Source organism: Streptomyces sp. NPDC096205, assembly GCF_044763135.1.
GTDB lineage: Bacteria > Actinomycetota > Actinomycetes > Streptomycetales > Streptomycetaceae > Streptomyces.
The window spans coordinates 247706-262648 of the sequence record NZ_JBIWFS010000011.1 but is presented as its reverse complement, the minus strand read 5'-3'; the positions used below and the strand labels follow the sequence as shown (position 1 = coordinate 262648).

Genomic DNA, 14943 nt, shown 5'->3' with positions numbered 1-14943 from the left:
CATGGATCCGCGGGAACTCCTCCAGCAGGTCGCCGGACAACTGCGCACTCTGACCCGGCGCGCCGTCGACGACCTGGTGGGCGCACTGCCCCAGCTCGGCGAGGACCCCTCCGCCGCCGGGACCGTCCTCGCCGGACGCCTGCTCGCCGTGCACGACCGGCTGCCCGCGGGCAACTCGCTGGTGGAGCTCGTACGGGAGATGATCGGCGACCTGGCGGCCGGTTCGCCGGTACGGCTGCACGGCTGGCGGCGGGCCCCCGACGCGCCTGTCGGTGTCGCCCTGGTGCTGACCGACTCCTCCGGGCCGGCGGCCGGGCGGGCCGTCCTGGGGGTGACCCCGCAGGGACCGGAGCCGGTGTTCGACGTGGTCGTCACGCCCGGCGCGCCCGTGACCCTGCCGCAGACGGCGTCCGGCCCCTGGAGCGTGGAGGCGACGATCGTCGCGCCGCCGGAGGGCTGGAACGCCGCCTTCGGCCCCGGCCTGCCGCCCGCGCCGCCCGGCGGCAATGCCACCGTCCGCCTCAGGCGCACCGGCCGGATCGCCGCCGGGATGACCGACGGGCCGGGCATCGGCGTGGACGGCATCACCCTGACGGTGACCGCGTCCGCCGGTACGCCCGCGGCGGTCGAGGTCGAGCTGCAAGGGCTCACCGCCGCCGTGCTGCCCGCCCCTCTCGCCAAGCTCGTCGGCCTCGACGGGGCCGGCCCGATGGCGGGCGGCAACGCACCGGTCGTCCTGCGGGCCGACGCGGTCGACGGCCTGCGCTTCGCCGGCCCCGGCGCCCTGCGTCTTCCCCTGCCGACGCGGCCGCTCGGACCGCTCGCGCCGCGGGGCGCCTCCCTGGAACTGACCCCCGACGGACCCGGCCTGGCCGTGACCCTGTCCGCCACCGCCCAGCTGCCCGGGCTGCCGCTGAAGGTGTTCCTGGAGGGCGCCGGCATCGCCCTGCCCGTGGCGCTGTCCCCGGACGTCCGCCCCGGCCTCGACCCGCGCGGGCTGCGCGAACTCTTCCCCGAGGGCATCGGCACCGAGCTGAACCTGCCCCCCGTGTCCGGCGGCGGCCTGGTCCGGAGCACCCGCGACAAGGGCTACGCGGGCCTGATCTCCGTCGACCTCGGAGTGCTGCGCGTGCAGGCCGTCGCGCTGTTCCGGCCGCCGGACGGGAACACCCCCACCAGCTTCCTGGTGCTGCTCGCGGCCCAGTTCCCGCCACCGGGCATCCAACTGGGGCTCGGATTCGCGCTCGACGCGGTCGGCGGACTGGTCGGCATCAACCGGCGCGCGGAGATCACCGCCCTCCAGCAGCTCGTCTGCGAGGGCAACGCCGACCATGTGCTGTTCCCGGACCGCGCGGTCGAGCGCGCCCAGGAGATCATCGGCTCCCTCGGCGGGGCGTTCCCGGTCGCCCGCGGCCGCGTCCTGGTCGGGCCGATGGTCCGCATCACCTGGGGCGGCCGGATGGTGTCGCTGTCCGGCGCGCTGATCCTGGAGCTGCCCGCACCGGCACGCGCCGTGCTGATCGGCCGGCTGCTGGTCGGGCTGCCCGACCCGGCGGTGCCGCTCGTCCGGCTCCAGGCCAGCGTCCTCGGCCGGCTCGAACCGGCCGTGCCCCTCGTCGAACTGCTCGTGTCGCTGTCCGGCTCGTGGATCGTCGGACTGGCCGTACGCGGTGAGATGTACCTGCTCGTGCGCGGCGGCCCGCAGCCGCAGTTCGTGCTGTCCGCGGGCGGCTTTCACCCCCGCTACCCGCGCCCCGCCCGGGTGCCCGCACTGAACAGGCTCCAGGTCGACCTGGCCCCCGGCAACGGGTTCGGACTGCGCATGGAGGCCTACTTCGCCGTCACCTCCAACGCCGTGATGTTCGGCGGCCAGGTCCAGCTGGACGCCACCATCGCCGGCTGCGGGGTGCAGGGCTGGCTCGGACTGGACGCGCTGTTCGTCTTCGACCCGGTGTTCGCGTTCGCCGTGCACGTACGGGCCGGGGTCGCGGTGCGTGCCTTCGGCCGCCGACTGGCCGGCATCGCCCTCGACTTCACGCTGGAGGGGCCCGCCCCCTGGCACGCCTTCGGCACCGGCACCATCTCGGTGCTGTTCTGGGACGTCGAGCTGGACTTCGACGTCCGCTGGGGCTCTCCTCCGGCCGTCCGGGCCAAGCCGGGGCGCGACCCGCTGGAGGCGCTGCGTCCCGCCCTCGCCGAGGCGAAGGCCTGGGCGGCGGAGCGGCCCACCGCCGAACGCACCGCGCTGGTGTTCTCGCCCGAGGCGACCGAGAAACTGAACAAAGGCGCGCTGGTGCACCCGGACGCCACCCTGCGCATCACCCAGCGGGTGGTCCCGCTCGGCGTGCCGATCTCCCGGTTCGAGCGGCGTCCGGTGCCCGTGCAGACCTGGACGGTCAAGGAGATCACCTTCGGCGACGCGCAGCCCGCGGACAAACTGCCTTCGCTGCCCGAGCAGTTCGTGCCCGGCGAGTTCTTCGAGCTCACCGAGGAGGAGCAGCTCACCAGCCCCGCCTTCGTCAGGCACGCCGGCGGACTGCGGGCCCGTACCGACGGCAACCGGGTCGGCGCGGGACACCGGGTCGACGACGGCTACGAGACCGGCTACGAACCACCGCTGCCCACCCGTCAGTTCTCTGCCTGGCAAGGGTTCTTCCGCCGCGAGTCGGTCCTCGCGGTCAGCGCCGCCGAACGGCTGGAGCGCTGGCGCGCGCCCGCGGCGGCCGTCACGGTACGCCCGCCCACGCTGAGCGTGGTCGCCGCCGACACGCTGCAACCGCTGATGGACGACGTCACCCTCGTCAACGCCACGACGGACGCCTGGCAGGCGGTCCGCGGACAGCTCGGCGAGCCGCAGGCCGCGGTGCGGCTCGTCGAGAGGTGGGAGCACATCCGATGAGCGGACCGCACCGTACGCCCCGCGGGAGCGACGCATGAGCACGCGCTGGTTCTTCTCCTCGGCACGGATCGCCGCCGGCGCCTCCGTCACCGGTCAGACCCTGCCGACCCTCGTGCGGTTCGTCCGGCACATCGACGGCCGCGACGTCGAGGAGCCGGTGACAGGCCCCACCCTGTCGCTGGTGGGACCGGGAGACGTCCTCGGCTTCGACCGCACGATGGTGCTGCGGGAGGAACCGCCGCCCGGCACCCCCGACGCCGCCGAGAACATCCTGGCGAGCGTCGAGCTGGCCCACGCCGACCTGCCCTGGCTGCTCTCCCCGGGCACGGCCCCCACCCCGGGCGGGCCCACCCCGCAGCCCTGGCTCGCGCTGATCGTCCTGGCCGAGGACGAGGCCGCCCCACCGCGCGACGCACGCCCGCTGCCGGTGCTCACCGCCCCGGTCGCCGCCCTGCCGCCCCTGGCCGAGCGGTGGGCCTGGGCCCATGTCGAGGCCCGCCTGCCCGACGACGTCACCGACCTGGGCGGTGCGCAGCGGGCCGTCGAACAGGGCGTACGCAGCCACTCCGCCGCCGTCGTCGCCCGTCTGCTGTGCCCGCGGAAACTCGCCCCGGACCGCGGCTGGATCGCCGCCCTGGTGCCCGCCACCGCCGCGGGCCGGGACGCGGGCCTGCGGGCGGCGTCCGTGGGCGCGGCCACCGCCGACGCCTGGCCGGTCCCCGGCCGGGACACCGTCGACCTGCCCGTCTACCACTGGTGGACGTTCCGCACCGGACAGGCCGGCACCTTCGAGGAACTGGCCCGCCGGCTGCGCTTCCGGCCGGCCGCCGAGGCCGGACTCGGCACCCGCACCATCGACGTCAGCGACCCCTGGCCCGCCGAGGAGGGCACCGGCCCGGCCACCGTGGCCCTGGACGGCGCGCTGCGCCCGCCCGGCACCGCCGCGCCCGAGACCTGGTCCGACCCGGCCGCCCAGGACCGCTTCCTCACCCTGCTCCACGACCGCCTGGACGCACCCGCCCGGCGCCGCGAGGAGATCGTGGAGGAAAACGAGACAAACGGAGAAAACGCGGAGGAAGCGGAGGAGGAAGCAGGGGAGCCCGAGGACCGGGACGTCCTCGCCGTCGCCCCGCCCCTCTACGGCAGCCACCACACCGGCCGGCAGACCGTGCCCGACGAACCGGACAGCTGGCTGAGCACCCTCAACCTGGAGGTGCGCCGCCGTGTGGCCGCCGCACTCGGCGCCCGCTATGTGCAGCTGGAGCAGGAGTTCCTGATGGCCCGCGCCTGGGAGCAGGTCGGCGAGATCAGGCAGGCCAACCGGATGCTGGCGGCCGGCGAACTGGCCGCCACCGCGGCCGACCGCGCCCAGCGCAAACACCTCGACCCGCTCGGCGCCGCCGACCTGATCACCTTCATGGCGCCGGTGAGCGAACGCGTCACCCTGTCCGCCACCTCGACCACCCTGGCGGCCGCGCTGGCCGCCGCCGACGAGGTGCCGACCGGAACGGCCGACACCTCCTTCGTCCGGCTGACCCGCCGCACCGGCGCCCTGGCCCGCCGCGCCCAGCGGCTCGCAGGCGGCGACGCTCCCGCCGAAGGGACACCGGTCCTCGTCGAAGGCCTGACGGCGATGGGCATGATGGGCGACGGCGGGACCGCGGGCGCACTGCCCGACGAGCTGCGCGGCGAGGTCGACCCCACGCGGCTTCAGGTGCTACGGATGACCGACCGCATCCCCGCCGGCTTCTGGGCCGAGCGCCCCGCGGAGGACCCCCGCCCCCTGCGGCCGATCATGGCCCACCCGAAGTTCACCGTGCCGATCGCCGAGGAACTCCTGGCCCGCTGGCCCGAGTGGGCACTGCCCGGCATCGGCGCGCTGGAACCCGACTCGGTGACCCTGCTGGAGACCAACCCCGAGTTCGTCGCCGCCCTGCTCGTCGGGCTCAACCACGAGTTCAACCGCGAGCTGCTGTGGCGGGAGTTCCCCACCGACCAGCGCGGCACGCCCTTCGCCCGGTTCTGGCCCGGCGACAGCGCCGACGTCGAGGAGATCGCGCTGTGGCCGACCCAGGCCCCGCTCGGCAGCAGCCTGCGCACCGGCGGCGCGGGCAACCTGGCCCTGCTCGTCCGCGGCGACCTGCTGCGCAGGTTCCCCGGCACCGCCCTGCTCGCCGTACGGGGTGTGGACGGCAAGCTGCCGGACGCGTTCGACGGCGTGCAGGCCACCCCGCTCGCGCTGGACGAGTCCACCGTGCTCTACCTGTTCGCCGGGCTCGACGCGGAGCGGGCCCGCGCCGAGGACTGGTTCTTCGTGTTCCGCGAACCCATGCGCGGCACCCAGTTCGGCTTCGACTCCGGCGCCCCGCTGCCCGAGACGAAGACCTGGGCGGACCTCACCTGGGACGGCGTCGCCCTGGACGCGGCCCGATGCGTGCGCGTCGGCCAACCGCCGGGCACGCCGACCGCGTTGACCCAGCCCGATCCGCCGGTGTGGGGCCGGGACGCGGCCGACATGGCCCGTATCGCCTTCCAGCAGCCCTTCCAACTGGCCTTCCGCGCCACCACGTTGCTGGGTGGCTGAGCAGCGGCCGGCCGAGGACGGGAGCACCCCGCGAGAGGATCCACGAGGACAGGAGCACCGGGGACATGACCGACGCCTTCGCCGCCCGCACCCAGCTGGACCGGGCCCGCACCGAGGCCGACGCCGCCCAGGCCGCGGCCGACGAACAGCAGGCCGTGGTCCAGTGCCTGCGGGACCACATTCAGGCAGGACTGCCGGACCCCCTCCACATCCAGGGCCAGCGTCCCAGCCCCGAGCTGCTCACCGAGGCGGAGGCGGCCCTGGCCGACCTGCAGAGCACCGCCGACCAGCTGAACGCGATCGCCGCACAGGCCCAGGACGACCTGACCGGCGCCCTGGGAGAGGGCACCCCGCTGTTCCCCGACGACAACAACGCCCCGATCGCGCTGCTGCCGGTCCGGGTGGAGACCATCTGGTGGGAGCCCAGCACCCTGCGCGTGCGGATCTACCCCGATGACATCCTGCTCTCCTCCTTCGAACCCGCCCTCACCCCCGCCGAGCAGGCAGCGGGCACCGCCTACTGGCAGGACCCGGGCCCGGAGGCCTGGCAGAAGGTGCTCACCGCACTGCGCCCGGCCCGCGCCTCCTGGGCCGTCCGCGCCTGCCGCCCCGGCAGCACACCGCCCGCCGTACGCCCCGACGACCCGGGCGAACACCGGCCGCGGACCGTGCCGATGCCGAAGCGCTGGCGCTTCCTCGGCCTGTTCGACGGCCAGGTGGTGGTGGACAAGCAGGGCCGCCCGGTGCCCGACCCCCTGCCGATCGGCCTGCTGCGCGCCGAGGAGGAGGGCTGGGAGACCGACTGGTTCGAAGCGGTCAAGGCCGGCATGGGCATCGAACTCCTCCTCCCGCCCGGCAGCACCGAGCAACTCGACCAACTGCTGGTCGTCGGCGTGCGCGAGGACTCGCCGGCCGACGGCGCGACGCTGCTGCGCGACCTGCTGCACGGCCACCGGTTCGGCGGCGGGCTCGGTCTGCTGCCGCCCGGCACGGCCACCAACAACACCCCGCGCAGCCGCTCCGGCTGGTCCTCCGCCCCCGCCTACCCGGGGCCCGACCCCGACCCGGAGGCGGGGGAGCGGCCGAGCGCCGACGCGCTGGCCGACGCGCTCGGCCTGCCGGACGCCGGATTCCTGCGCGGCTGCCCCGGCGCGACCGACGCCGGTGCGTCGGCCGTCGCCGCGCTCACCCTGCTCACCTGGCCCACCCTCGGCAAGGGCTTCGCCGAATCCGCCCTGACCACCCTCGACCTCGGCACCCGGCAGCCGCGCACCGTCGCCCCTGGGCGGCCCTGGCGCGCCGTCCGCGACCACCTCGCCGACCATGTCCGCGGCCGCGGACCGCTGCCGATGCTGCGCGTCGGCCGCCAGCCCTACGGCGTGCTGCCCGTCACCGCGCTCGACGACTGGCGCGCCGAACGGACCCTCGACGTGGACGCCCTGCTGGCGCCCTGGCTGCTGCGCCTGCGCGAGTGCTGGCGCGCGGTCCTGGCCGACGACAGCGAGCTGGCCGCCATCCCGCGCGTCGAGTTCGGCAAGCCGGTGGACCAGGTCGCGGTGGACGCGCTGCAACGGCTGCCCGCGGCGACCGGCCTGAGCATGCGCCGCATGAACGGCCCGGACTTCACCGTGGGGCACACCTCGCGCGACGAGCCGCCCGGCCGGCCGGGCCTGCCCGGTCTGGCGCCCGACGGGGCACTGCGCTGGACCACGAGCGGCGACGGGTGGACCTCGCTGGGGTGGGGCCTGGACGACAAGACCGGCGTCCCGGAGTTCGTGCCCCTGCTCACCCCCGACAAGGACGCCTTCCCGGCCCGGGCGTCGGCCACCGCGGACTACCTGGGCGCGGTACGGGCCTTCCTGGCGGGCGAGCTGGACGCCGAGAGCTACGACCAGGCCTGGCCGGTGGAGCTGTCCTCGGGCCGGGAGACCCCGCCCCGGCGCAGCACCTTCTTCGACCTGCCGGGTGTGGAAGCACCTCCGCCGGAGGAGGAAGCCGGGGAGGAGACACCGGACGAGGGCGGCGGCGAGGGCGAGGGCGAGGGCGAAGGTGCGGAGGCAGGCGAGGGAGCGGAGGAGGGCGAAGGTGCGGAGGAAGGCGAGGGAGGGGAGGAGCCGCCCGCCGAGCCTCCGGACATGAGCGGCGTCCTCGACGCCCTGCTGTTCCTGCCCAACTGGTCCTCCTTCGAAGGCGACGACGACGCCGAGACCACCGACGACCCGCTGCGCCGTGCGCTCGCGGTCACCAGCGACGTCGACCAGTTGGTGGCCGACGTCCTGGAGGGCCTGAGCGACAGCGAGCGCGCGGAACGCGTCGAGGAGGCCACCCGCGCCGCGACCGCGCTGCCCCGCCTGGAACAGGCGCTGCGGACCCTGGCCGCCGTCCCGGTGGACAAGCTCCCCGAGCTGTTGCTGGAGGTCATCGACGTCCACGCGCACCGGCTGGACGCCTGGATCACCTCACTGGCCGCACGGCGACTGGCCGAACTGCGGGCCTCCGGCACCGAGGGCGTCCGGTTCGGCGCCTACGGCTGGGTGGAGCACCTGCGCCCGCCGGTGGCGAGGGAACACATCGAGATGGAGCTCGACGACGTGGAGACCACCATCGAGGTGTCCGAGCAGGACGGCTACATCCACGCGCCGTCCCTCCAGCACGCGGCCACGGCCGCCGTCCTGCGCTCGGGCTTCCTCGGTCACCCCGGCGAGCAGTCGTACGCGGTCGGCCTCACCTCCCGCCGCGCCCGCATCGCCCGCTGGCTCCTCGGCGGCGTACGCCAGGGCCAGAACCTGGGCTCCCTGCTGGGCTACCGCTTCGAACGGGCCCTGCACGACGCCGAACTGGACGTACTCGTCCTGCGTTTCCGCCGCCAGTTCCCGCTCCCGGTCGTGCCCGAGGCACCGCAGGACGCGCCCGAGGCCGACCTGTGGTCCCGCAGCACCGAGGCGATCTCCGCGCGCAACGTCGTCGACGGCATGGCGCTCGTCAAGGCCGGGGCCGAGGCGCCCACGCAGCAGAGTGTCATCGACGGGGCGCCGGTCGTCCCGGACGAACTCCAGGGGGCGGTGGCGCCGCTGCTCGACGACCTCGCCGACGCGCTGGACGCGGTGGGCGACCTGGTGCTGGCCGAGAGCGTGCACCAGCTCGTCGGCGGCAACCCCATCCGCGCGGGCCTGACCGCCGACACCCTGGGCCGCGGCGAGGACGTGCCCGACACCTTCCGCGTGCTGCGCACACCGCACCGCGCCCGCGCCCTCACCCACCGCGTGGCCGCCCTGCTGCCGAGCGAACCGAGCGAACCGAACGAACCGGCCGGACCGAATGCACCGGCAGGGCCCACCGGCTGGCCCCGCGACCCCGTCGCCGCGCTGCACTCCGCCCTGGAGGCCTGGGCCGCCCACCTGCTGGGCCCCGCGGCGGGCTGGACCCTGGCCGGTCGGCTGGGCGGACCGGGGGACGCCCGGCCGTTCGAACTCACCGCCGACCGCCTGGGCCTGGGCGCGCTGAGCACCGTACTGGACGCGGCCGCCGGTGAACCCGTCAGGCTGCGCCGAGCGGTACAGGACGCCGAGGCCGTCCCACCGCAGACACCGGTCGCTTTCGAAGGACCCGGCTGGAGCGCCCTGCACGGCAGGGCCGTCCGGATCAGGTCGCTGCTGTCCACCGCCCAGCCGCTGCTGCCGTCCCACCTTCCCGAGGACCCGGGCGGCCGTTCGCTGGACGTCACCCGGCCGCAGACCCGCCTCGCGGCCTTCGTGCAGACCCCGCTGGTCACCGGGCACCCCGCCGAGGCCGAGCTGCGCAAGCTGGCCACCGAGCCGGTCGCGCCGGGCGACGCCGAAGCCTGGCTCGCGCGAGCCAGGACGGAGCTGACCACGGTGCTCGGAGCGGACATCCCCCTCCTTCCCGCACTCCTCGGCCCACCCCCGGCCGGACGCGCCGACCTGCCCGGCGCCGACATCGAGGACTGGCTGCGGCGCAACGCGGCCGTACGGCCTACGGTGCGCACCCTGCACGAGACCCTGCTCCTCGCCGGAACCCGGGCCGAGCAGGTCGAACGCCTGCGCGCGGCACAGCAGCCGAGCGCCGACGCCGACCCCTGGATCGGCGGCACCTTCCCGCCCGGCAGGCGCCCGGCCGCCACCAGCCACCTCGTCTGGCACGCACCGGCCGACCTCGCACCCGGCGCGGCCGTCGCCGGCCTCGTCCTCGACGAGTGGATCGAGCTGCTGCCCGGCTCCGACCAGCCGCCCCCCACCGCCGACGACGCCCCGCAGACCGAACTGACCGGCGTCGCCTTCCACTACGACCGCCCCGACGCCAAGGCCCCGCACAGCCTGCTCATCGCGGTGCCCCCGGACCTCGAACGCGGCTGGACCTCCGACGGCCTGGCACAGGTGCTGCGCGAGACCCTCGAACTCGCCAAACTGCGCGCAGCCGACGTCGCCGACCTGCGCCGGCTGAGCGGCCTCCTGCCGGCCGTCCACATCTCCCAGCACGGCGCGACGGGCCGGGCCCTGGCCCGTATCGAGACCAAGCGGCGCCGCACCGACAAGGAAGGCCCCTTCCGCCTGGAACCCGGACATCGCACCGACGACGTCGAGACCGGCCTGGCCGCACGGGTCCACGACCCGCTGTGGCTGCTCACCCGGCAGTGGCAGTTCGGCGAGTTCACCGCCCAGGACGCCGGTTCCCCGGCCGTGGTCCGGATGACCGGCAGCAGCGCGCCCATCGACGCCTGGCGGCCGGACGGGAGCGCCGACTGGGTGCCCTACGACCCCCGGCTCGGCCCCCTGGACGGCCCCATCGAGGACGAACCCGTCCAGGTCGACGAGCGGCTGCGCGCCGAGGGCGGTGCCGCGCTGCTGCGCATGTGCGACGACGCCGGGGTGCTCACCGCCGCCCGGCCGGCTCTGGCACCGCACCGGCTGGGGCCCGGCGAGCCGGACACGAGCCTGGTCGGCCTGCTGGACGGCCGTCTCCCGGACGCGGTGTCGGTCGCGGCCGCCCTGGACGCGGGCACCTTCGACACCGGCGCCGCCCCCGGACTCGCCGACGTCACCGCGCGCTGGCGCCGCTGGTGGACCGCCCAGCTGGCGGAACGCGGCCCGGACTGCTTCGACCCGCACCGCGGCGAGTACGCCGCCGAACTGTCCACCGGCGGTACGGTGCTGCGCGCCGAGGAGTACCAGGGCGACGGCCTCGACTGGTACAGCCTGGATGTGCACCCCGACCCCGACGCCGAGGCCGCGCCGGCCGGACAGAGCCACACCTTCACCGAGGAGGGCCTGCCCGCGACCGTGCGGTACGGCGGGCTGCCGGCCGACCGGTTCTGGGAGATGGAGGACGCCCGGGTCGACCTGGGCGCGGCGGACGTGTCCACCCTCGACACCGGCCGGCTGCTGCTGATCTCCTTCGCCACGGTCTACGGCAACGACTGGTTCCTGGTGCCGCTGGAGGTGCCGACCGCCTCGCTGACCGTCCTGGACCAACTGCTGGTACGCGATGTGTTCGGCCGCCAGCACCTGGTGGACCGTGCGGGCCGGGACGACCCCTCCTGGTCGATGTTCACCCTCAGCAGCCCCGACCCCGACCACCCGGCGGCCTCCGGACTGCTGGTCCTGCCCACCGAACGCGGCCAGCAGGGACAGCCCCTCGAACATGTGGTCCTGGCCCGCGACGAACTGGCCAACCTGGCCTGGGCCGTCCAGCACCACTACACCGACGGCCGGGGCGAAACCGTCGACCGCCGAGACCGCTGGGCGCGCACCGCCCCGCCGGACTCGGAGCCGCCCGGCGACCTGCCCGCGTACGCCGTGCAGACGGTCGTACCCGACTACTGGTTCCCGCTGGTCCCCGAGCCGGTCCGGCCCGAGCGCATCCGCTTCCGCCTGGTCTCCCTCACCGGGCCCGGCCTCGACGCCCGCCCCGAGGGCCGGCTGATCTCCCTCGGGCTGTGGCTGCACGAGGAGGAGGTGCCGCGCGAAGGCGCCCACCTCGTCCGCCGTCCGGTGCTGGCCCGCTGGTCCGACGGCTCCTGGCACAGCTGGGTGCGCCGGGAGAAGGCCCCGGGGACGGGGGAGAGCTCCAGCGGGCTCGCCTTCGACACGGTCCGGCCCACCGACCCGTGGCCGTGACGGCCCCGTCGCAGGCCTCAGCCGGCCGCCCGCTTCACCAGCGCGGCGATCCGCTCCTCCACCTCGGGCGTCACCTCGGCGAGAGCGAACGCGGTGGCCCACATCGGACCGTCGTCCAGCTGGGCCGGGTCGTTGAACCCGAGGGTGGCGTAGCGCGCTTTGAACTTCTCCGCGCTCTGGAAGAAGCAGACGACCTTGCCGTCAAGGGCGTACGCGGGCATGCCGTACCAGAGCTTCGGCGCGAGGGCCGGGGCGGTGGAGGTGACCACGGCGTGGACGCGCTCGGCCATGACCCGGTCCGACTCCGGCATCTCGGCGATCTTCGCGAGGACGTCCCGGGCCGCCTCGGCCGCCTTGTCCGCCTTGGAGGTGCGGCGCGCGGCCTTCTTCATCTCCTGGGCGTGCTCCTTCATCGCGGCCCGCTCCTCGGCCGAGAACCCCTCGTACGCGCTGTTGTCGCTGCTGGCCATGGTGGCTCCTGTCGTCCCTGTCCACGATCGGTCCGGTACGCCCCCGGCGCGGGCGACCGCTGTGAGCACAGCCTCTCCCGGCCGGGGTACGGACCGCATCCGTGGTCACCACGGAATCCACCACGGGGTGTTCACGACAAGGACGTGAGGTACATCCCGGACGCCCCGGTCCCCGGTGTGTTGCGGCAGCCGCGGTGGCCGCCCGGCGTCGCGGCGTATGCGAGGGCGAGGCAGCGGCCCTGGCCCTGCTGGCCGTAGTAGTTGGGGTGCATGGACTCCTGGACGGGGCCCTGGGTGCTGTCGCTGTCGATCCAGCGGGCCCACTCGCTGCCGGTGGCCGACGGCGGCTGCGCGGCGGTCACCTGCCGGCTCGCCGTGGCGCACACCTCGCGGCCCTGGAGCATGTCGCGCAGATCGAGGAACTCGACGCCCTTGGCGCCGGCGACCTGCCGCAGCCGGCTGGCGATCTGCGGGACGAGGGAGTCGCGGGCCCAGTCGGAGTCCTTGTTCCAGAACGGGCAGCCGCCGGTGCTGACCCGGGACCAGCCGCTCTCGCTGTAGCGGTTCTCGGCGGCACGCGGGATGGGGGAGGGGTAGGACTGGAGGATGATCCGGTACGAGGACGAGCCGTAGCCGGCCGCGCCCATCACCGCGCGGACCTCGTCGATGCTCTTGCCGACGTTCGCCATCACGGCGTCGATCTTCGAGTCGACCACCTGCTGCTGGTCGTCGTAGCAGTACGAGTACCAGACCATGTAGTCCGTCGCGCAGGTCTCGATGATCGAGGCGAAGCCGAGGTCGTTGCCGCCGACGGACAGCGCGACGGCCTTGACGTCGTACTGGGCCGCGACGGCGGCGAGCTGGTCGGCCTGCGGGGCCTCGCCCTTGTAGGGCTGGCCGCCGGAGGCCGAGCGGAAGACGTTGGCCGTGGTGGCGCCGGAGCAGGCGAGGTTGACCAGCGCCTGGACGCCGGTGCCGGTGGCGCTCTTCACCTCGGCGGAGTCGGAGCGGTGACAGCCGTTGGCGGCGGTGGCGCCGTACACGAGCGACGGGTCGTAGGTGCTGCCGGTCCAGGCCCGGTCGGTGCCGTCGCGGCTGCCGGAGTTGTTCAGGCTGTTGCCGCGCCACCGCCCCGCCTCGCCCGAGATGTAGCTGTCGCCGAGCGAGACGATGGCGGTGGGCCCGGTCCCGGGGCTTGCGGAGGCGGCGGGGGCGGCGCCCAGCCCGGCACCGAGCAGGGCCGCGGCGGTCAGGGCGGTGAGGATCCGTCTGCGGAACCGAGGTCTGCGCAGGCGGGGGGAACACGATCCGGACACGGCGAACTCCATTGTTCGGCCACGCCTGGAGAGCGATATCCGGACACACGGAGATATCGCTCCGGGCGGGGTGGCAGAGAGTGAGGGTTACGCCGCCGGCCGGTGGCAGGCAGGAATGTGGCACGCCGCGCCTTGTTACCGCTAGGTAGGGGAGAGCTGTTTCTCGCCATGTGACCGTTCTGTTTTCCGCGTCACGGTAGAGCGAAAATCAGCTGAACTGCACATATTCGATGATCGCGCCCCCGGGGGTGCCCCACGGTCGGACGGCGACCGGTCGGGACTTTGTCGGGTCCGCCGAGGACCGCCGCGGTGCCGGCCGAGGGCGGCCGAGGGCGGCCGATGAGTGCGGACCCCTACGGCTTCTTCTCGGGGTTCACCGCGTCGAAGACGAGCACCTTGCGGCCGAGGTCGGCGTGGAAGGCGGCCGTGTAGTGGTCCGCGGTGACGGCTCGGGTGAAGGCGGCGCTCGTCCGCCAGCGGGCGTCGGCGGGCACCTCCGTGAGGAGGCCCTTCGGCAGGTCCGGCGGGGTGGGGGCGTCCCGCCAGACGTACGTGTCCCGCAGGCGTGCCGCGTCCGCCTCGGTGAGGCGGACCACCCCGGACATCCGTACGTCCGTGGGGCCCGGCACGGTCGACCGGCCGGCGTGCGGGCCGAGGACCTCTCCCTGCCACACGGTGGAGGTGAAGTCCCCGAACTCCGGGAAGCGCGCACGCACCGGCGCCTCGTCCCTGCGCAGGCCTGCGTCGGCCGGGGAGGCCGTGGCGCCCACCGGCCGCGGCTGCCCGCCGCAGCCGGTCAGCACGAGCGCGGCCACGGCCGAGGCCACGCCGCCGGCGAGAAGCCCGCGTTGGTGCCTGCCCGTGGTGCCGCGCATCGTTCTTCCCCGTTCCCCGGAAACCTCCCCGTTCTCCGGAAAAGCCGGCCCGGTCGTCTCCCCCGTACCGTACCGGCGTCAGTAGTCGATGCGGTCGGCCTTGGCCAGCCAGCTGTCGAAGGGCGCCGTGCGGTTCGGCAGGGACAGCCGCTCCACCGGCATCGGCCACATCGAGGCGGGCTTCGTCTCGAACAGGTCGTAGAACTTGCGGTCGTCGAAGCCCGCGTCCGCGGCGTCGTGGCGGTCGGCGGCGTACACGATCCGGTCGACGCGCGCCCACAGCGCGGAGGACAGACACATCGGGCACGGCTCGCACGAGGTCACCAGGACACAGCCCTCCAGCGAGAAGGAACCCAGCTCCCTGCACGCGGCCCGCATCGCGCTGACCTCGGCGTGTGCCGTCGGGTCCAGGGTCGCCGTGACCTGGTTGTTGCCCAGCGCGACGACCTCGCCGGCCTTGGCGACCAGCGCACCGAAGGGACCGCCGCCGTTGGCCACGCTGTCCGTGGCCAGCCCGATCGCCCTCTCCAGCCAGGCGCGCTCGGATTCCTCGACGTTCACTTCGGGGGTGTACGCGGTCATGGTGACTCCTTCTCGGGCAACGGTGGTGGTGCCGTGCGGACTGCGTCGCAACGCGCTGTGGGTTGTTGTGACTTGTACGAGGA

General features: G+C 74.6%; 7 protein-coding genes. 3 read left to right on the top strand and 4 right to left on the bottom strand.

Translation table 11 applies throughout. The annotated features are described in order from the left end of the window. The first annotated feature begins 1 nt into the window (after position 1). The 3 genes from ACIQ6Y_RS35155 to ACIQ6Y_RS35145 all read left to right on the top strand — a co-directional run bounded on the left by ACIQ6Y_RS35155 (position 2) and on the right by ACIQ6Y_RS35145 (position 11617). Positions 2 to 2899, top strand: a complete 2898-nt coding sequence (locus tag ACIQ6Y_RS35155) for a DUF6603 domain-containing protein (protein WP_404045667.1) — start codon at positions 2 to 4, stop codon at positions 2897 to 2899. Positions 2900 to 2933: 34 nt separating this feature from the next. Then, positions 2934 to 5483: a hypothetical protein gene (locus tag ACIQ6Y_RS35150; RefSeq protein ID WP_404045664.1), complete on the top strand. Its 2550-nt coding sequence runs from the start codon at positions 2934 to 2936 to the stop codon at positions 5481 to 5483. Positions 5484 to 5548: 65 nt separating this feature from the next. Then, entirely contained in the window at positions 5549 to 11617 is a 6069-nt protein-coding gene (locus tag ACIQ6Y_RS35145) for a hypothetical protein (RefSeq protein ID WP_404045661.1), read from the top strand. A 17-nt stretch (positions 11618 to 11634) separates the two neighbouring features. Here ACIQ6Y_RS35145 and ACIQ6Y_RS35140 read toward each other — a convergent pair whose 3' ends face one another. From ACIQ6Y_RS35140 to ACIQ6Y_RS35125, 4 genes are all read right to left on the bottom strand, one after another. Further along, a complete protein-coding gene (locus ACIQ6Y_RS35140; protein WP_404045658.1) occupies positions 11635 to 12087 on the bottom strand; it encodes an iron chaperone in 453 nt (150 codons plus the stop codon). A 131-nt stretch (positions 12088 to 12218) separates the two neighbouring features. After that, entirely contained in the window at positions 12219 to 13403 is a 1185-nt protein-coding gene (locus ACIQ6Y_RS35135) for a GDSL-type esterase/lipase family protein (RefSeq protein WP_404045656.1), read from the bottom strand. A gap of 353 nt (positions 13404 to 13756) precedes the next feature. Then, complete coding sequence (locus ACIQ6Y_RS35130; protein ID WP_404045653.1) at positions 13757 to 14278, bottom strand: hypothetical protein; 522 nt, start codon at positions 14276 to 14278, stop codon at positions 13757 to 13759. 78 nt (positions 14279 to 14356) lie between these two features. Continuing rightward, entirely contained in the window at positions 14357 to 14860 is a 504-nt protein-coding gene (locus tag ACIQ6Y_RS35125) for a nucleoside deaminase (protein ID WP_404045650.1), read from the bottom strand. Positions 14861 to 14943 lie beyond the last annotated feature (83 nt).

Excerpts from the sequence above, each read along its gene's own strand:
- ACIQ6Y_RS35155 (WP_404045667.1), top strand. The coding sequence starts at position 2 with ATGGATCCGCGGGAACTCCTCCAGCAGGTCGCCGGACAACTGCGCACT.
- ACIQ6Y_RS35150 (WP_404045664.1), top strand. The coding sequence starts at position 2,934 with ATGAGCACGCGCTGGTTCTTCTCCTCGGCACGGATCGCCGCCGGCGCC.
- ACIQ6Y_RS35145 (WP_404045661.1), top strand. The coding sequence starts at position 5,549 with ATGACCGACGCCTTCGCCGCCCGCACCCAGCTGGACCGGGCCCGCACC.
- ACIQ6Y_RS35140 (WP_404045658.1), bottom strand. The coding sequence starts at position 12,087 with ATGGCCAGCAGCGACAACAGCGCGTACGAGGGGTTCTCGGCCGAGGAG.
- ACIQ6Y_RS35130 (WP_404045653.1), bottom strand. The coding sequence starts at position 14,278 with ATGCGCGGCACCACGGGCAGGCACCAACGCGGGCTTCTCGCCGGCGGC.
- ACIQ6Y_RS35125 (WP_404045650.1), bottom strand. The coding sequence starts at position 14,860 with ATGACCGCGTACACCCCCGAAGTGAACGTCGAGGAATCCGAGCGCGCC.